Source organism: Streptomyces sp. NBC_00525, assembly GCF_036346595.1.
Lineage (GTDB): Bacteria > Actinomycetota > Actinomycetes > Streptomycetales > Streptomycetaceae > Streptomyces.
This window is the reverse complement of the sequence record NZ_CP107834.1, coordinates 2,039,856-2,058,210: the sequence shown is the minus strand read 5'-3', so window position 1 is coordinate 2,058,210 and position 18,355 is coordinate 2,039,856. Positions and strand designations below refer to the sequence as shown.

13 protein-coding genes and 1 pseudogene are annotated in these 18,355 nt (G+C 71.2%); 2 read left to right on the top strand and 12 right to left on the bottom strand.

Going from position 1 to position 18,355, the window contains the following annotated elements; genetic code table 11:
• Window positions 1–21: 21 nt before the first annotated feature.
• Genes OG710_RS09075 through OG710_RS09065 form a run of 3 tightly spaced genes read right to left on the bottom strand, consistent with a single transcriptional unit; the run spans window position 22 to window position 4,683 of the window.
• Entirely contained in the window at window positions 22–975 is a 954-nt protein-coding gene (locus tag OG710_RS09075) for a hydroxymethylglutaryl-CoA lyase (protein ID WP_330238861.1), read from the bottom strand.
• Window positions 972–3,062 (bottom strand): ATP-binding protein, encoded by a 2,091-nt coding sequence (locus OG710_RS09070; protein ID WP_443064321.1) that lies wholly within the window; start codon window positions 3,060–3,062, stop codon window positions 972–974. The genes OG710_RS09075 and OG710_RS09070 overlap by 4 nt, the downstream gene beginning before the upstream one ends.
• Window positions 3,063–3,075: 13 nt before the next feature.
• Window positions 3,076–4,683: a carboxyl transferase domain-containing protein gene (locus tag OG710_RS09065; RefSeq protein WP_330238859.1), complete on the bottom strand. Its 1,608-nt coding sequence runs from the start codon at window positions 4,681–4,683 to the stop codon at window positions 3,076–3,078.
• A gap of 119 nt (window positions 4,684–4,802) precedes the next feature.
• On the opposite strand from OG710_RS09065, the gene OG710_RS09060 reads away from it, so the two are divergent.
• Window positions 4,803–5,423 (top strand): SACE_7040 family transcriptional regulator, encoded by a 621-nt coding sequence (locus OG710_RS09060; protein ID WP_330238858.1) that lies wholly within the window; start codon window positions 4,803–4,805, stop codon window positions 5,421–5,423.
• On the opposite strand, the gene OG710_RS09055 is transcribed toward OG710_RS09060, so the two are convergent.
• On the bottom strand, window positions 5,420–8,419 hold the full coding sequence (locus OG710_RS09055) for an acyltransferase family protein (RefSeq protein WP_330238857.1): 3,000 nt from the start codon (window positions 8,417–8,419) through the stop codon (window positions 5,420–5,422). The two genes, OG710_RS09060 and OG710_RS09055, sit on opposite strands and share 4 nt — an antisense overlap.
• 16 nt (window positions 8,420–8,435) lie before the next feature.
• Window positions 8,436–10,109: a glycosyltransferase family 2 protein gene (locus OG710_RS09050; RefSeq protein ID WP_330238856.1), complete on the bottom strand. Its 1,674-nt coding sequence runs from the start codon at window positions 10,107–10,109 to the stop codon at window positions 8,436–8,438.
• A 251-nt stretch (window positions 10,110–10,360) separates the two neighbouring features.
• Here OG710_RS09050 and OG710_RS09045 point away from each other — a divergent pair, with 251 nt between their 5' ends.
• Entirely contained in the window at window positions 10,361–11,140 is a 780-nt protein-coding gene (locus OG710_RS09045; protein ID WP_111331393.1) for a phosphatase, read from the top strand.
• 37 nt (window positions 11,141–11,177) lie between these two features.
• Here the strand turns inward: OG710_RS09045 and OG710_RS09040 are convergent, their stop codons facing one another.
• From OG710_RS09040 to OG710_RS09010, 7 genes and pseudogenes are all read right to left on the bottom strand, one after another.
• A complete protein-coding gene (locus OG710_RS09040) occupies window positions 11,178–12,152 on the bottom strand; it encodes a cation diffusion facilitator family transporter (RefSeq protein WP_330238855.1) in 975 nt (324 codons plus the stop codon).
• Between the two features lie 60 nt (window positions 12,153–12,212).
• Window positions 12,213–13,085: an acyl-CoA thioesterase gene (locus OG710_RS09035; RefSeq protein WP_330238854.1), complete on the bottom strand. Its 873-nt coding sequence runs from the start codon at window positions 13,083–13,085 to the stop codon at window positions 12,213–12,215.
• 16 nt (window positions 13,086–13,101) lie between these two features.
• The gene (locus OG710_RS09030) at window positions 13,102–14,259 is read right to left on the bottom strand and encodes an acyl-CoA dehydrogenase family protein (RefSeq protein WP_330238853.1); all 1,158 of its coding nucleotides are present in this window, start codon (window positions 14,257–14,259) and stop codon (window positions 13,102–13,104) included.
• A gap of 193 nt (window positions 14,260–14,452) precedes the next feature.
• On the bottom strand, window positions 14,453–15,316 hold the full coding sequence (locus tag OG710_RS09025) for an immunity 49 family protein (RefSeq protein ID WP_330238852.1): 864 nt from the start codon (window positions 15,314–15,316) through the stop codon (window positions 14,453–14,455).
• Between the two features lie 82 nt (window positions 15,317–15,398).
• Window positions 15,399–16,144, bottom strand: a pseudogene (locus OG710_RS31270) (immunity 49 family protein).
• 444 nt (window positions 16,145–16,588) lie between these two features.
• Window positions 16,589–17,068 carry a hypothetical protein gene (locus OG710_RS09015; protein ID WP_330238850.1) on the bottom strand — a complete coding sequence of 160 codons (480 nt, stop codon included), beginning with the start codon at window positions 17,066–17,068 and terminating at the stop codon, window positions 16,589–16,591.
• Window positions 17,069–17,468: 400 nt separating this feature from the next.
• Window positions 17,469–18,335 carry an immunity 49 family protein gene (locus OG710_RS09010; protein ID WP_330238849.1) on the bottom strand — a complete coding sequence of 289 codons (867 nt, stop codon included), beginning with the start codon at window positions 18,333–18,335 and terminating at the stop codon, window positions 17,469–17,471.
• Window positions 18,336–18,355: the final 20 nt, after the last annotated feature.

Here is an 18,355-nt window from a genome sequence, read left to right as displayed (position 1 = left end):
GGACGTTCTCCTTGTGGGATGTCACTGTGCCGCGAGTGCGCGGACGGTGCGGGAAGGGCTGGGTCGGCCCAGGTGTTCGGCGAGCCACACGCTGGTGGCGGTCAGCTCGCCGAGATCGACCCCGGTCTCGATGCCGAGGCCGTCGAGCATCCACACGAGATCCTCGGTGGCCAGGTTTCCGGTCGCGCTCTTCGCGTACGGGCAGCCGCCGAGGCCGCCGGCCGACGCGTCCACCACGGACACGCCGTGCCGCAGCGCGGCCAGGGTGTTGGACAGGGCCTGCCCGTACGTGTCGTGGAAGTGCACCCCGATCGCGTCGGTGGGCACACCGGCCTCGTTCAGCCCGGTGAGCAGGGCCTGCACATGGCCGGGGGTGGCGACCCCGATGGTGTCGCCGAGGGACAGCTCGTCGCAGCCGAGGTCCATCAGCGCCTTCGCGACCCGGACGACCTGCGGCACGGGCACCGCGCCCTCCCACGGGTCGCCGAAGCACATCGACAGATAGCCGCGCACCCGCACCGCGTCCGCCCTGGCGCGCGCCACCACGGGCGCGAACATGGCCAGCGACTCGTCGACCGTCCGGTTGAGGTTGCGCCGCGCGAACGTCTCCGTGGCCGAGCCGAACACCGCGATCGAGCGGGCGCCCAGCGCCAGCGCCCGGTCCAGCCCGCGTTCGTTCGGCACGAGGACCGGCAGCGTCACGTCGCCCACGTCCGCGATGTCGCCGAGCAGCGGGTACAGCTCCTCGGCGTCGGCGAGCTGGGGCACCCACTTGGGATGCACGAAGCTCGTCGCCTCGATCGTGGTCAGCCCGGCGACCGCGAGCCGGCGGATGAACTCCGCCTTCATCGCGGTCGGGACGGTCGTCTTCTCGTTCTGCAGCCCGTCGCGGGCGCCGACCTCGTGGATGCGGACGCGGGCGGGCAGCCCGTCGGCGGGGACGGTCATCGGCAGGGCGCGGTCGGTGGTCGTCATGCGTCCTCCCCGGCGGTGTCGGCCGGCGCGACGACGGCCAGCACCTGGTCCATGGCCACCGCGGTGCCCGCGGTGACGTCGAGCGCGGTGACGGTGCCGGCGTGCGGCGCGGAGATGACGTGCTCCATCTTCATCGCCTCCACCACCAGCAGGCTCTGCCCGGCGACGACCTCGTCCCCGACGGCCACCTTCACCACGGTCACCGTGCCGGGCATGGGCGCGGCCAGTGTGTCGGCGCCGGAGCGGGCGGCGCCGGTCAGCGACGCCTCGACCGGGTCGTGGTCCCGGACGTGCCAGCTGTCGCCGTCCCGGCCGAGCCAGTGGCCCTCCGGGGAGACGGCGTACGCGAACACATGCGTGACCCCGGCCAGTTCCAGCGCGATGCGGCCGGCGCCGACCGACAGCGTCCTGGCCTTCTCCGCGGTGCCCGGCAGCGGCCCGAGCGGCCCGCAGGCGCCCGACTCCGGGGCGGGCGGCGTCGGGCCCTCGCCGACATGGCCGAACGTCAGCTCGGTGTCCCCGCCGCCGCACGGGCGCAGGCTCACCTGGACCGGGTCGTGGCCGGGAATGTGGAAGTCGTACACCGTCCGGGCCGGGGTGCCGCCCAGCCGCCAGCCGTTCCCCGCCGAGAACGGGTCGGCCCAGGCGCCGGCGGCCGGGCGGGCCGCGGCGGACGCGGTGTGCTGCCGCAGCAGCGCGGCGGCCGCGTACACCTCCTCCGGCACGCCGTCCGGCACCAGCCCATCCACCTCGCGCTCCACCAGACCGGTGTCCAGCTCGCCCGCCACCACCGCAGGATGGGCGAGCAGCCGGCGCAGGAAGCCCGCGTTGGTCGGGACGCCCAGGACGACCGTGTCCGCCAGGGCCACCCGCAGCCGGCGCAGGGCGGTCGCCCGGTCGGGGCCGTACGCGATGACCTTGGACAGCATCGGGTCGTACAGGCTGCCGACCTCGCCGCCCTCGCCGAGCCCCGAGTCGGTGCGCACCCCGCCGCCCTGCGGCTCGTGGAGCGCCAGCACGGTGCCGCCGGAGGGCAGAAAGCCGCGCGCCGGGTCCTCGGCGCAGATCCGGGCCTCCACGGCGTGCCCGGTGAGCGTGATGTCGTCCTGGCCGTACGGCAGCGGCTCACCGGCCGCGACCCGCAGCTGCCACTCGACCAGGTCCAGGCCGGTGACCAGCTCGGTGACCGGGTGCTCGACCTGGAGCCGGGTGTTCATCTCCATGAAGTAGTACGAGGACGGGTCGTTGCCCGGCACGATGAACTCCACCGTGCCCGCCCCGACGTACCCGCAGGAGCGGGCCGCCTGCACGGCCGCCTCGCCCATCGAGGCGCGCGTCGCCTCGTCCAGCAGGACGGACGGGGCCTCCTCGATGATCTTCTGGTGGCGGCGCTGGAGGGAGCACTCGCGCTCGCCCAGGTGCATCACATTGCCGTGGGCGTCGGCCAGTACCTGGATCTCGATGTGGCGCGGCCGGTCGATCCACCGCTCCACCAGCAGGGTGTCGTCGCCGAAGGAGGCGCGGGCCTCGCGCCTCGCCGCCGCGATCTCGTCCGCGAGCAGCGCCGCGTCCCGGACGAGCCGCATGCCCTTGCCGCCGCCGCCGGCCGAGGGCTTGAGCAGCACCGGCATGCCGATCCCGGCCGCCGCCTGAGCCAGCGCCTCGTCGCTCAGCCCGCTGCCGGAGGAACCGGGCACCACCGGGACGCCGGCCGCCGCGACCGTCTCCTTGGCCCGGATCTTGTCGCCCATCAGCGAGATCGCGGCGGCGGGCGGCCCGATGAAGACCAGCCCGGCCTCCGTGCACGCCCGGGCGAACGCGGCGTTCTCCGCGAGGAAGCCGTAGCCGGGGTGGACGGCCTGCGCGCCGGTGCGGCGGGCCGCCTCCAGGAGCCGGTCCGCGCTCAGATAGCTCGCCGAGGCGGGCGCGGGGCCGATCCGTACCGCCGTGTCGGCCTCCCGTACGTGCCGCGCGTCGGCGTCCGCGTCGCTGAAGACGGCGACCGAGCGCACGCCCAGCTCGCGCAGGGTCCGGATGACCCGGACCGCGATCTCGCCCCGGTTGGCGACGAGGACCGTGTCGAACATCGTCATCTCTTCCTCACATCCGGAAGACGCCGAAGCCGGCGTCGCCCAACGGGGCGTTGGCGCACGCGGTCAGGGCGAGGCCCAGCACCTGGCGGGTCTCCAGCGGGTCGATCACCCCGTCGTCCCAGAGCCGGGCCGTGGCGTAGTAGGCGTTGCCCTGGGTCTCGTACTGCTCGCGGATCGGCGCCTTGAACGCCTCCTCGTCCTCGGCGCTCCAGTCGTCGCCCAGCTGGTCGCGCTTGACCGTGGCGAGGACGGAGGCGGCCTGCTCGCCGCCCATGACCGAGATCTTGGCGTTCGGCCACATCCACAGGAACCGGGGGCTGTAGGCGCGGCCGCACATGGAGTAGTTGCCCGCCCCGTAGGAGCCGCCGACCACCACGGTGAGCTTCGGGACCCGGGCGCAGGCGACGGCGGTGACCATCTTCGCGCCGTGCTTGGCGATGCCGCCGGCCTCGTAGTCCCGGCCGACCATGAAGCCCGAGATGTTCTGCAGGAACAGCAGCGGGATGCCGCGCTGGTCGCACAGCTCGATGAAGTGCGCGCCCTTCTGGGCGGACTCGGAGAACAGGATGCCGTTGTTGGCGACGATCCCGACCGGGTGGCCGTGGATGTGGGCGAAGCCGGTGATCAGCGTCTGGCCGTACTCCGCCTTGAACTCGGCGAACCGGGAGCCGTCCACCACCCGCGCGATCACCTCGCGCACGTCGTACGGGGTGCGCGAGTCGACGGGGACCGCGCCGTACAGCCCGGCCGGGTCCACCTTCGGCTCCTCGACCGGCCGCACCGACCAGGGCAGCGGGGCCCGGTCCGGCAGCGTCGCCACGATGTTCCGCACGATGCGGAGCGCGTGCGCGTCGTCCTCCGCGAGGTGGTCGGTGACGCCCGACGTACGCGAGTGCACCTCGCCGCCGCCCAGCTCCTCGGCCGTGACCACCTCGCCGGTGGCGGCCTTCACCAGCGGCGGGCCGCCCAGGAAGATCGTCCCCTGGCCGCGGACGATGACGGCCTCGTCGCTCATCGCCGGGACGTACGCCCCGCCCGCCGTGCACGAGCCGAGCACCGCCGCGATCTGCGGGATGCCGGCGCCGGACATCCGGGCCTGGTTGTAGAAGATCCGGCCGAAGTGCTCCCGGTCGGGGAAGACCTCGTCCTGGAGCGGCAGGAAGGCACCGCCCGAGTCGACCAGGTACAGACAGGGGAGCCGGTTCTCCAGCGCCACCTCCTGGGCCCGCAGATGCTTCTTCACGGTCATCGGGTAGTACGTGCCGCCCTTGACCGTGGCGTCGTTGGCGACGATCACGCACTCGCGCCCGCTGACCCGGCCGATCCCGGCGATCACCCCGGCGGCCGGCGCGGCGCCCCCGTACAGCCCCTCGGCCGCCAGCGGGGCCAGCTCCAGAAAGGGCGAGCCGGGGTCGAGCAGGGTGTCCACCCGATCGCGGGGCAGCAGTTTGCCGCGCGCCACGTGCCGGGCGCGGGACCTCTCACCCCCGCCCAGCCTGGCCGTGGCGAGCCGCTTGCGCAGCTCGTCCGTGAGCGCGTGATGCGCCGCCTCGTTGGCCTGCCAAGCCTCCGAGGCGGGATCGGCCGCGCTCGCCAGCACCGGTGCCTGCTGCATCCTGTCGAGCCCCCTTGCCCGTACCGCGGTGTTCCTGAGCGTCCACGCCACCTTGTTAATGAGCGTTAACGTTGCTACAGGTTAACGAGCGCTAACCCGCCTGTCTAGAATGGCTGCTCATGAGCACCCATGCCGCCGCCCGCGTCGCGGCCCCCACCCGCCGCGAGCAGATCCTCCGGGAGGCCGCCCGCCTCTTCGCCGAGCGCGGCTTCCACGGTGTCGGCGTCGACGAGATAGGGGCCGCCGTCGGCATCAGCGGCCCCGGTCTCTACCGGCACTTCCCCGGCAAGGACGCGATGCTCGCCGAGCTGCTCGTCGGCATCAGCGAACGCCTGCTGACCGGCGGGAAGCTCCGGGTGTCGGAGGACGCCGCCTCCGGCGACGGATCGCCGGAGGCACTGCTGGACGCGCTCATCGAGGGCCACATCGACTTCGCCCTCGACGACCGCCCCCTGATCACCCTGCACGACCGCGAGCTGGACCGCCTGCGGGACACCGACCGCAAGCGGGTGCGCCGGCTCCAGCGGCAGTACGTCGAGGTGTGGGTCACCGTCGTCCGCGACCTCTACCCGGACCTCCCCGAGCACGAGGCCCGCGCCACCGTCCACGCCGTCTTCGGCCTCCTCAACTCCACCCCGCACCTGGGACGCCCCGGTGCCCTGCCGGGGCGTGCGGAGACCGCCGCACTGCTGCACCGACTGGCCCGGGGCGCCTTCGCGGCGGCGGGGCGGCCCGCCTAGGAGGCACCCTCCCTGGTGGACACGGTGACCCGGTCGACCCGCATCGGGTGGCCCGGTTCCGTCGCGGGGCCCGGCGTACCGCCGTCGGCGGCCGGGAGCGCTCCGCCCATCGCCACGTTCAGGATCAGGAACTGGCCGCGCGACAGCGCCTCGTCCCAGGCCTCGCGGCCCGTCGTGGACGCCTTCACCCGGTGGTACACCCGGTCGTCCAGGTACCAGCGGATCTCCTCGGCGCCGGGTGTGGCGTCGACCTCCACGGCGTACGTGCGGAACGCGCCGCGGCAGCCCGCGCACTTCTGCCGGGGCGAGGTGAGCCCCACCGGCTCCCGGCAGGGGCCGCCGTCCAGGGTCCCGCAGTGCAGGGTGCCGAAGACCGCGTCGCGCCCGTTGACGGACTCCATGACGTCGATCTCGCCGGTGGCCGGCCAGCCGGTGTACCCGTCGCGCAGTTTGGCGCCCATCGTCCAGAACGCCGGCCAGTAGCCCGCGGCTGCCGCGCCCGACACGTCCGGCAGGGCGATCGACGCCTCGATGCGCAGCACCCCTCCGGGCGGCGGCGCGAAGTCGGAGCGCCGGGACTCGATGCGGCCCGAGTACCACCGCCCGTCGCGGCGCGTGGGCACGATCTCCAGGGCCCCCTCGCCGTCCAGCCGGACGTTGTCCGCGGAGTCCGTCATGGTCTCGATCTCGCCCGTGCCCCACTGCGCGGCCGGGCAGCCCGGATAGCAGGTGCCCTTGTCGTACAGCCACCGGGAGGCCGCCGGGCGGCTGCCCGCCGGGCCGTCGAACCTCTCGTCCAGCAGGGTCGTCCAGCCCTCGCGGGACGCCCCGCCGCCGTCCTCGCCACCGCCGGCGTCCTGGCCGCCGTCCGGGCCAGCGGCTTCGGTGAGGAGCCGTTCGAGGCGGGGGGCCAGCACCACGGCGGCCACATCGGTCAGATGGGTGTCGTCGCGGTAGAGCAGCACCCGGTCCAGGACCGCCGGGCACGTCGGACCGGCGGCCGGGCACAGCACCGGGTTCACCGAGACCGTCCGCACCCCCGGCAGCGAGCCGGCCGCCGCCTTCCGCGCCAGCGGATCGGGCCACCGGGACTTCTTCCGGTCGAAGGCACAGGCCTCCGGGTCCGTGAGGTGGCCGGAGACGCAGGCGGGGACGTCGCGGCCGGGGATCGGGGTGTCCTCGATGTACACGATCGGCACCCCGAGCGCCCGCAGCGGCTTCAGCGTCCGCTCCCAGCCCCTGAGCAGCGCGCGCTCGTCATCGGTGTAGCGGTTCAGCGAGGAGATGACGACGAGCCGGGGCCTGGGCCCCTCGGCCAGCCGCTCCAGGCTGTCCTTCCGCCAGGTGTCGCACTCGTGGTACGTCCGCCCCAGCTGCGGGTTCACCACCGACAGCTCGGGCAGCGGGCAGCCCTGCTTCACCAGCTCCTGGAGCGCCCAGCCGCGCCGGGCGGCCAGGCTGAGCACCGGCGAGAACCACTGCCCGGCGTGCGAGTCGCCGAGCAGGACGACCCGGTCGGGGCTGTCCACCGCCCCGAACAGGCAGGGCGGGCTGCTCGTCACCGCCGGGGCCACCTCGCACTCCCCGTCCGGCGGGAAGCTCTTGCGGGCCTGGACCGGGTTCGGCACGACAGGGCCCTCGGGAGCCGCCGCCCCGGCGGTCCGGGCCAGCAGGGTGGGGCCGGTGACCGCGCCGGGCGGCAGGCCCTTCATGTCCACCGGGGTGGCCGGGCCGAGCAGCCGCAGCGTGGTGGTGCCGACCACCAGGGCCAGGACGACCGGGATGACGACGGACGCGACGCCCAGCGCGAGACCGCGCCGGGGCAGCTCGGAGACCGTACGGTTGTGCCGCAGTGGCTTCTCGATCCAGCGCCGGGTCGCCAGGGCCGGCAGCACGGCGGCGGCCGTGAGCGCCACCCGGACCGGCCAGTCCAGGGTGCCGTAGCGGGCCTCGGCCAGGACGAGCACCGGCCAGTGCCACAGGTACAGCGTGTACGACAGCCGCCCGAGCGCACGGGGTCCGCGCAGCCCCAGCAGCCGCCCGACGCCGAAGCGCGAGGGCGTACCGGGGCCCCGGCCGGGCGCCCCCGCCAGCAGGACCGCCGCCGTCGCCAGGGTCGGGGCGAGCGCCGCGTATCCGGGGTACGGGGTCGAGGCGTCGTACCGCAGCACGCACCACACCAGCACCCCCGCGCCCGCCCAGCCGCACAGCAGCCGCAGCACGCGCGGGCCCGGCACCAGATGCCAGGGCAGCAGCGCCAGCAGCGCCCCGACCCCGAACTGCCAGACCCTGGACGGCGTACCGAGGTACGCCAGCGAGACGGAGTCGCCCGTCCAGCGCAGCGCCAGGGCGAAGGAGACCAGCGTCAGCACGGCGGTGACGGCGACGGCCACCGGCCGCAGGGCCCGTCCCCGGCGCACCGCGCGGGCGGTGAGGGCGGCCAGCAGGGCGAGCAGCGGGCCCCAGCACAGATAGAACTGCTCCTCGACCGCCAGCGACCAGAAGTGCAGCAGCGGGCTCTCGTCCTGGCCGGCCGCCAGATAGTCGGTGCGCTGGTGGACGAACCGCCAGTTGGCCACCGACAGGGCTGCCGCTACGACATCGTTTTCCAGGTCCGTACGGCGCAGCGGCACCGTCAGCCAGGCACCGGCCGCCGCGACCGCGGCCAGCACCACGGCCGCGGACGGCAGCAGCCGGCGGGCCCGGCGCGAGAAGAACTCGCCCAGCCGGACGCGTCCGGTGGTGACGGCTTCCCGGACCAGGAGCCCGGTGATCAGGTAGCCGGATATGACGAGGAAGACGTCCACGCCGATGAAGCCGCCGGCCAGTCCCGGTACGGAGGCGTGGAAGGCGAGGACGGCCAGCACGGCGAACGCGCGCAGCCCCTCGATGTCGGGACGGAATCGGGTCCGGTGGGCGGGTCGGGGCGCGGACGCGGATGCGGGTAGGGAGGTGGGACGGCCGGGCCGCCGGGTGGCGGTGGCGGGAGTGGGCATCGCGGGTGAGGGCCTTTCAGCTCAGCCAGGGCAGCATGGGGTTGACCCAGCCGGACGCGAGCAGTGCGGTGAGTACGAGGGTGGCGGTGACCGCCAGCGCCTCCGGCCAGCGCCGGGGCAGGACGGCGGTGCGCGAACCGCGCGGGGCGCGGGCGGGCCGGGGCCCGGCGGCCGGACGCAGCTCGGTGAGCAGGTCCCGTACGAGCGGGACGTTGATCTGGAGCTGGACCAGCACATAGAGCCCGAGGCCCCAGTTGGGCTCCCAGCCGTTGCGGGCGACGGCCAGGGCGAGCCCGGCGACGGCCGCCGCGGTGGAGCAGACCAGCCAGCCGAGCGAGACGAGCACCACCCGGTGGGCCAGCGCGCCGGATCTGCCGCCGCCGGCCCCGGTCGGCACCCAGGCGGCGCTGCGCCCGCGCAGGGTGTGCCAGACGGCGGCTCCGGCGGCGACGCTCATCAGGACGTTGGCCCGGATCACCTCGACGCGCCAGCGGGTCCGGCTGACCTGCGGCAGCAGCACGTGCCACAGCCACAGCGGGGCGAGCAGCGGCAGCACGTGCCAGGGCCGGATGTCGTCCGGGTACCAGATCATCATCACGAGCGGCGGCAGCGGCGCGGCGAACGTGTTCACCACCGTCGTCAGATAGCCGACGATCCCCTCGTAGAAGCACAGCCGCATCCGCCGGGGCGCGCCCATTTTCTTGAGGACCGGGGTGCTCAGCAGATGCAGGTTGCCCATCGCCCAGCGGTACTGCTGGTTGAGGTAGGAGGCGAGGTTGTCCGGCGAGGTGCCCTTGGCGACCAGCACCGGCACGTACAGGGTCCTGAACCCCTCGGCGTGCAGGGCGAGTCCGGTGTACAGGTCCTCGCTGTGGTCGAGCCGGGCGAAGCCGCCGGTCCGGTCGATGGCGCTGCGCCGGTAGACGGCGTTGCTCCCGCAGCAGATCGCCGCGTCGCTCGCGTCGCGGGACGGCTGGATCCAGCGGAAGAACCACTCCTGCGCCGAACCGGCCGCGCGCTGGATCCACCCCATGGTCTCGTCGGTGTCGAAGCACTGCGGGCTCTGCACGATGCCGACGCCGGGGTCGGCCAGATACGGCACCAGATGGCGCAGGAAGTCGGGCCTGGGCGCGAAGTCGGCGTCCAGGATGGCGATGTGCTCGGCGCTGCTCAGGGTGAGCGCGTGGTTGAGATTGCCCGCCTTCTTCAGATGGCCCCGGTCGGGCCGGACGACGTAACGGAAGCCGTACGCGGCGGCCAGCGCGGCCACCTCGGGGCTGTCGGCGTCGTCCAGCACCCAGACGGTCAGCGCGTCCGGCCAGTCCAGGGCGGCGACCGCCCGGTAGGCGTTCTCCAGCACGTCGAGCGGTTCCCCGCAGGTCGGCAGGTAGAGGTCGACGGTGGGCAGTTCGGGCGGGTCCCAGGCGTGGACGAGCACCTCGTGCGAGCGCCGGGTCAGCCGGCGGGCCCGCAGGCTGTTGACCGACGACAGCGCGAGCGCGACGACGTTCAGGGAGAGCACCGCGAGAAAGGCCCAGAGGGCCGGTGTGCGCAGGGCGAAGGTGAGCATGGTCGCCGCCGTGAGTACGAAGGCGAGCGAGGAGCTGATCAGTACCCAGCGGCGCTGCGGCCCGAAGTACCAGTAGAGCTCCTGATCGGACGGTGGTTGCGGTAAGTGACGCACGGACATAAAGCCCCCCACGGCTGTGCATATCCCGGTATCGGGTGACCCACCCCACCCTAGTATCAGAGGTATAGACCACTTGGCGCTCGCGGGTGAATGAGACAGGGGTTTGGCGCAAAGTCAGTGGTCTATACCCATTTCATGCGGGGAGGCCGGTCGGAGCGGAAAGTTCCAGGTCACCGGCGGGTGAACGCTCACTCAACATCCGGCCTGCGGATGGCCGGGACGCCGCGCACCGGCCACGGCACAATGGCCCCATGCCGATACCCAGCCGCGCCGCCCTCGTCGAGCACCTCGTCCGTACGCGCATCGCGGGGGACGTCGCCACCCCGCGCGACAACAACCTGGCCCACTACCGCAGCCTGGCCAACGGCGACCGGCACTACTGGCTGGGCCTGGAGCTGGGCGACCGGTGGCGCGACGAGCAGGACGTGCTCGCCGTGATGGCCGAAAGGTGCGGGGTCAGCGACGATCCGGAGCACCGGTTCGGCCAGGACACCATCGACCCCGAGCTGACCGTCGACGCCCTGGAACGGGCCGCCGCCCTGCTGCGCAAGGCCGCCGAGGGCCGCGAACGGGTCCTCTTCGCCACCGGCCACCCCGGCGGCCTCCTGGACGTCCACCGGCAGACGGCGGCGGCGCTGCGGGCGGCCGGCTGCGAGATCGTACGGATTCCGGGCGGGCTGATGGCCGACGAGGGCATGGTCTTCCAGTTCGCGGACGTCGCCGTCCAGGAGCGCGGCGCGACCCTCTGGCACACCCACTCCCCGGCCCCGATGGCCGCCGTCCTGGACGGCCTGGAACGGGAGGGCCGCCCGCTGCCCGACCTCGTCGTCGCCGACCACGGCTGGGCCGGCTGCGCCGCGCAGCGCGGCCTGGACGCCATCGGGTACGCCGACTGCAACGACCCGGCGCTGTTCCTCGGCGAGGCCGAGGGCACCCTCCAGGTGGCCGTCCCGCTCGACGACCACGTCCTGGACCCGCGCTTCTACGACCCGATGACGGACTACCTGCTGGCGGCGGCGGGACTGCTCTGACGCGACGGGGCCGGCCCGAGGCGCCGGGGCCGCTCCGTCAGGCCCCCGGCCCCTCCTCCTCCGCGCGGGCCCGGCGGCGCGCCTCCCGGCCCGACGTGGGGTCCAGGTACACCCGCTTGATCGACGCGTACCGCTGCCGCAGCCGGCGCTCCGCCCGCTCGCACGCCGACTCGACCTGCTCGGCGCTGACCGTGTCCAAGAAGTCGACCTTCGCGGCCACCAGGATCTCGTCCGGCCCCTGGATGAGCGTGGTCAGCTCCAGTACGGAGATGAGGTGGTCGACGCCCAGCAGCTCCTCCCGGATGCCCTCCCGCATCGGCCGCGACACCGGCCGCCCGATCAGCAGCTGCACGTTGGACCGCCCGAGCACCCAGGCCACGTACACCAGCAGCACCCCGATCAGCAGCGAGGCGACGCCGTCCCACACCCCGGACCCGGTCAGCTGCCCGCCGAGCAGCCCGCCCGCCGCGAGCAGCAGCCCCACCAGGGCCGCCGAGTCCTCCATCACGACGGCCTTGACCGCGGTGTCCGGGGTGCGGCGGAAATAGTGCCGGGCGGGCGCGCCGAGCCGTACGGCCTCCTCCCGGACCTGGCGCAGCCCGGTCCGCAGCGAGAAGCCCTCCAGCAGGAAGGCGACGGCGAGCACGAGGTACGAGAGCAGCGGGTCGCCCAGTTCCTCGCCCGCGAGCAGGGTGTGCACCCCGTCGTAGATCGAGAAGACCGCGCCGCCGACGAACGTCGCCACGGAGGCGAGCAGCGCCCAGATGTACCGCTCGGGGCCGTACCCCAGCGGATGGTCCTCGTCGGCCGGTTTCTCGCTGCGTTTGAGCGCGGTGAGCAGCAGTACCTCGGTGACGGTGTCGGCCACCGAGTGGGCCGCCTCGGAGAGCATCGCGCTCGATCCGCTGATCAGCCCGGCGACCGCCTTCGCCACGGCGATGCCGAGGTTGGCGAGGGCCGCGACGACGACGGTGAAGGTGGACCCGCCGCCACTGCTTTTCGCGTCAGTCATGCCGGTGAGTATGTCCGCAGCCGGGCGGCCGGTGTCCGACGCGCGGCCGGGGCCGGCCGGTCAGCGGGGGACGCGGACGACACCCTCCTGGATGACGGTGACCGCCAGGCGGCCCTCCCGCGTGTATATGCGGGCCTGGCCGAGCCCGCGCCCGCCGGACGCGGACGGCGACTCCTGGTCGTACAGCAGCCACTCGTCGGCCCGGAACGGCCGGTGGAACCACATCGCGTGGTCCAGGCTCGCGCCCACCACGTCACCGACCGCCCATCCACCGCGCCCGTGGGCGAGCAGCACGGAGTCGAGCAGCGTCATGTCGGAGACGTACGTCGCCATGCACACGTGCAGCAGCGGGTCGTCGGCCAGCTTGCCGTTGGTCCGGAACCACACCTGCGACCGGGGCTCGCGGGGCACGCCGACCGTGCCGAACGGCGGCGCGTCCACGTACCGCAGATCGACCGCGGCGCGCGCCTCGATCAGTCGGTCCACCATGCCAGGGTCGCTGAACCGGTGGGCGTGGCGGGGCAGCATCTCGGCGGCCGTGGGCAGCGTCTCGGGGTCGGGCGCCGCCGGCATGGCCGTCTGGTGCTCCAGCCCCTCCTCGTACGTCTGGAAGGACGCGGACAGGTGGAAGATCGGCTGCCCGTGCTGGACGGCGACGACCCGGCGCGTGGTGAACGACCGGCCGTCGCGGATGCGGTCCACGGTGTAGACGATCGGGGCGCCCGGATCGCCCATGCGCAGGAAGTACGAGTGCAGCGAGTGGGCGGTCCGGTCGGCGGGGACGGTGCGGCCCGCGGCGACGAGCGCCTGGGCCGCGACCTGTCCGCCGAAGACCCGGGGCACGACCGCCGAGCGGCTGGCACCCCGGAAGATGTCCTGCTCGATCCGCTCCAGGTCGAGCAGATCGAGCAGGGAATCGAGTGCGGTGCTCATGGGGGGTACGAGGTCCCTACAGGCCCATGGACTTGGCGATGATCGACTTCATGACCTCGCTGGTGCCGCCGTAGATGCGGTTGACGCGGTTGTCGGCGTAGAGGCGGGCGATCGGGTACTCGTTCATGAAGCCGTAGCCGCCGTGGAGCTGGAGGCAGCGGTCGATCACGCGGTGCGCGACCTCGGTGCAGAACAGCTTCGCGGAGGCGGCCTCGGCGGCGGTCAGCTCACCGGCGTCCAGCGCCTCCAGGGCGCGGTCGGCGACGGCCTGGGCCGCGTCCACCTCGGCCTGGCAGGCGGCCAGCTCGAACTTGGTGTTCTGGAACGAGGCGACGGTCTTGCCGAAGACCGTGCGCTCCTGCACGTACTCCTTGGCGAACCGGACGGCCGCGGCGGCCTGGGCGTACGCGCCGAAGGCGATGCCCCAGCGCTCGGATGCCAGGTTGGTGCCGAGGTAGCCGAAGCCCTTGTTCTCCTCGCCGAGCAGGTCCTCGGCGGGCACCTTGACGTCGACGAAGGCCAGCTCGGCGGTGTCGGAGACGCGCAGCCCGAGCTTGTCGAGCTTGCGGCCGATGGAGTAGCCCTCGGACTTGGTGTCCACGGCGAACAGCGAGATGCCGAAGCGGCGGTCGTCCTCGCGCGGGGCGGAGGTGCGGGCGCAGACGATGACGCGGTCGGCGTGCACGCCGCCGGTGATGAACGTCTTGGCGCCGTTGAGCACGTAGTGCGTGCCGTCCTCGGAGAGCTTGGCGGTGGTCTTCATGCCCGCCACGTCCGACCCGGTGCCCGGCTCGGTCATCGCGAGGGCCCACATCTCCTCGCCGGTGACGAACTTCGGCAGCCAGCGCTTCTTCTGGTCGGCGGTGGCCAGCATCTTGATGTACGGCAGCCCGAGCAGGGTGTGCACCCCGGACCCGCCGAACGAGACGCCCGCACGCGCGGTCTCCTCGTAGATGACGGCCTCGTACTTGTGCGAGTCGATGCCCGCGCCGTCGTACTCCTCGTCCACGTTGATCCCGAAGACGCCCAGCTCACCGAGCTTGAGATAGAAGTCGCGCGGCGCCTGCCCGGCGGCGAACCACTCGTCGTACACGGGCACGACCTCGGCCGCGATGAAGGCGCGGATGGTCTCCCGGAACGCCTCGTGGTCCTCGTTGAATACCGTACGGCGCACGGGTGCCTCCTTGGTCGGCGACGTCTCCTACGACATGGCTAAGCGCTTGCTCAGCCCACTCAGAAGTTACCCGGCAGTCACGGCACTGTCCAGGGTGACACCGAGCACGTGGGAGCGGGCGCCCCTTCGGTCGACGCGAGCAGCCCGTCGCACCGGACGCTGGCGTCCACGGGGCTGGGCGGTGAGTCGCGCGTCAGATGGGGAACTCTCCGACCCAGCTGCGTTGGAGGAGGTGCTGGGGGAGATATTCGGATTCGACGTCGACGGGGAAATCGCCGTCGTAGGCGAGGCATGCCATGGCCAGTGGACCGATGGCCCACAGGCCCTTGGTGCTTTTCTCGCGGTCCTCGTCCTTTGTCCAGTACCTCTTGTGAAGTTCAAGTGCTTCCGTCAGCGCGTCGTTGAAACCGGCGTGGTCATGTTTGACGAACCGGTAGAAGAGGTTGATCGGCGGGTACGAGATGGTCTGCAGCCAGTCTCGCGGGGCGATTTCGGTCATGTCCGGGTCGGAGGTGCGGAAGGCTGCGGTGAGGGCCTCGACCATTGCGGGTTGCTGGCGTGACCAATATGCCTGCAACGTTGCTACCCAATGGTAGAGGTATTCGTCGTGCTGTGCGCCTGAGTCGCGCAGCACGGCCATGGGCACCTCGCACAGTTCGGTCAACCGTTCCTGGTCGCGGCAGATGAGGGCGAAATAGAACGCATCGATCCACGAGGGCGCGTTGGCGTAGACCCTGGGGCCGGTGACAGGGAGCGTGCGCATCTCGTGATGGATGCGGCACTCGAAGGTGTCGCCCGTGGCAGTGGCGGCGCGGAAGATCGCCGATCCCACTTGCATGGCGTTCACCACGGCTTCCCAGGTTTCGATGCCTGAGCACGCGGGGTCGACCGTCGAACGGGCGCCGACGCACGTTCGCACGGAGTTCCACATGGCGTCGAGCATGTGCGGCGACTGCTCGATCGAGGAGATCTCCTCGATGGTCTCCTCGGTCAGGGCTCGTGCAAAGCCTTCGTCGTCGGGCCCAGGCCTGCCATGGCGAGGAATGATCACGGTCACGAAGGCTCCCTGATGTCGAACTTCTGGATGGCGTATCGAGACGAACGGCGCACCTGTCGGATGCGCTGCGGGTTGGGGGCTCTCAGGTGGGAAATTCGCCCACCCAGGCGCGATTCAGCAGGTAGGTAGGCAGATAGTCGGATTCGACTTCGATCGGGAATCCCGCGTCGAGGGCGAGACAGGTCATGGCCAGGGGTCCGAGCGCCAGACAGCCCTCGACGCTGGCTTCTCTCTCCGGGGTTGCGGTCCAGTACGACTTGTGCAGCTCCAGAGCCTCGACGAGGGCCTGGTTGAAACCTTCTCGGTCTTTGCGTACGAAGAGATGGAAGAGGTTTACCGGTTGATAGAGAATCTTGTCGATGAGATCTTTTTCCGCCACCTGCGCGACGTCAGGATGCGAGCCTTCGATGGTGGCGACGAGTTTCCCTGCGAGGCCGGACGCTTGTCCCAGTAGGGCTGAAGCGTGTCGACCCAATCGGACATGAACTCGTCGTACCGCGCTCGTGACGCCCTCAACAGCTCCAGCGAAACGCCGCTCAACTGGCTCATCCGTGTTTGATCACGGCAGACAATGGCCAGCCAGAAGGCGTTGATCCAGTGACCGGGGTTGACGGAGCGCGTTGGTCCGGTTGTTCGGATGGACCGATCTGCTCCGGCGATGCGACAAAGGACCCTTTCCTCGCTCTTTCCGGCAGTCGCAAATAGTGAGGAATGTGTCTGCAACGCCGTGACCACGGCCTCCCAGGTGCTCAGTTCTGAGGCGTCCGGATCGATGGCCAGGTGGGCCCGAGCGTTCAAAAGGGACTTGCCCAGGGCGCTGTCGAACATTCCGGGCGAGCGTTCCAGGGTTCCGATGGTCCTCAGCAGGCCCTCACTCAGGGACCGTGCGTATGCCTCGTCGTCGGGTCCCGCGCTGCCGTGTCGAGTCACGTGCCGTGTCACTGAAGAATCCTGTCGCTCGCTTCGTTCGGTTTCCCCCGGAGGGCTCGCCGGCACACGCACTGCCGGACCGAGGAGAGCCTTGTCCGTACGTCTGAGGAGGAACGCCGGTGCACTGGCGTCCACAGACGCTTCGGTGGTGGCGAGTCCATGCGCGGCGAGGACAAGGCGCGCGGCCGGCGCATGACGCAAGCGCAGCGTCAACTCGTCCTCGCCGTAGTCGCCGACGGTCGTGTGTATACCCCCGCGGCGACGCCTCACTCGATTCCAGCCGCAGGATGGACCGTGGACACGCGGAGACCCTTGCGATCGGGGGGTTGCCGCAGGTGGGCCTCAATCCCTCGGATTTGCAGGGCCTTCCTCGTTCACCTGTCGCGTCAAATGCAACGTGAGTTCTGCGCTTGCGGGCATTCTAACGATCTCGATAGGGGAATTCTTGAGTTCTTCTCGCAAGATTTCGGCCGGATCTGCTGTCCGAACCCGCCCGTCCCGGCCGGTCGCCTCGATTGCGTAGCGGTAGCCGAGCGGTGTCGTGGAGTCGTTGATCACGACCCGTTTCGCCCCGTGGCGCTGGATAAAAAAGTCAGCCACGTAGGCCATCAGGTCCGTTTGGAAAGTTATCCAGTCCGATTGTTCGAATTCGTGAAAAGGTAGCCTTGTTGTGTAACTCTGCCGGGCGGGTGTCAAATTCAATGGGTCACTTGTGTAGATATCCGGGGGCACTCCGAGGATATCCGCGACATCTATGATGGTGAGGCGCCCCTCCTCGGTCCAGCGTTTGAGGTCGGGGGCGGGGACTTCTCCCTTTTTCATTACGCTGTCTTACCCTCTTGTTGGCAGCGGTCCAGGACCTTGTGCAGGTAGCGGTAGCCGGTGGCCTGGGAGACGCCGGCATCGCGGGCCAGGCCATGCCCCACAGCCGCGCTCATGGAACCAGCGCAGCGCGAAGACGGCCTGGCGGCCAGGGCCCAGTGCCCGGAGCCCTTCGAGGTACCGATCCGGCGGTGGTGGTCGGCCGGCAGTCGGGCCACGTACTCCATCAAGCCTCTGGTGCGCAGCGAACGATCTAGTGGTGAGAACCGTCCTATCAGGGGCTTCACGTCTGTCCGCACCCAGGCCCCGCTGTCTGATCCAGCCCTTGATGCCCTGAGCGTCGCAGGCGCGGCCTTCTTGGAGCGCCCCTCGGGTAGGCCGCGACCTCCCTCCGAATGTGTCAGGTGGGGAACTCGCCGAGCCGGCTGCGCTGGAGCAGGTGCTTGGGCAGGTAGTCGGATTCGACGCCGAGGGGGAAGTCGGCGTCGTGGGCGAGGCAGGCGATGGCGAGGGGTCCGAGGGCGATGCTGCCGTCGATGTCGGCGGCCCGGTCCTCGGTGAGGGTCCAGTACGCCTTGTGGAGCTTCAGTGCGTCTGCCAGGGCGGGGGCGAAGCCGTCTCGGTCTTGGCGGACGTAGTGGTAGAAGAGGTTGATGGGCGGGTAGAGGACGCCATCCATCAGGTCTCGGGGGGCGATCCGGGCCACGGACGGGTCGGATGCCTCGATGGTGGCGATCAGTTTGTCGGCGAGGCCGGGGCCGCGGAGCCACCAGGTCTGGAGGGTGTCGACCCAGTGGTAGATGTACTCGTCGTACTGCCCCTGCGGTGACCGAAGCCGCTCCAGCGGGATCTCGCTGAGCTGCGTCATCCGTTCCTGGTCACGGCAGATGACGGCCAGCCAGAAGGCGGACAGCCAGTTGCCCGCGTCGGCTGCCGACAGGCGTCCGGCGATCGGGACGGTCCGCAGCTTCCTGTTGATCCGGCACTGCACGGTCCCCTCCTCGGCGCCGGCCACCGCGAACAGTGCCGAGCCCAACTGCAGCGCGTTGACCGTCGATTCCCATGTCTCGATCGCAGCGGCATCAGGATCGATCAGGCACCTGGCGTGCAGTGACATCATTGTGGTGCTGAAGGTCAGGCTGATGAGACCAGAACTTCTTTCGAGGCCATCGATCTCCTCGAACAGATCTTTTTCCAGATCCGCCACGAACTGTTTGTGGTCGAGGCCCGTGAACAGGGCGTGACGGGCGATGGTGGTCGTGGTCATGGAAGAGCTCTCTGCTGATG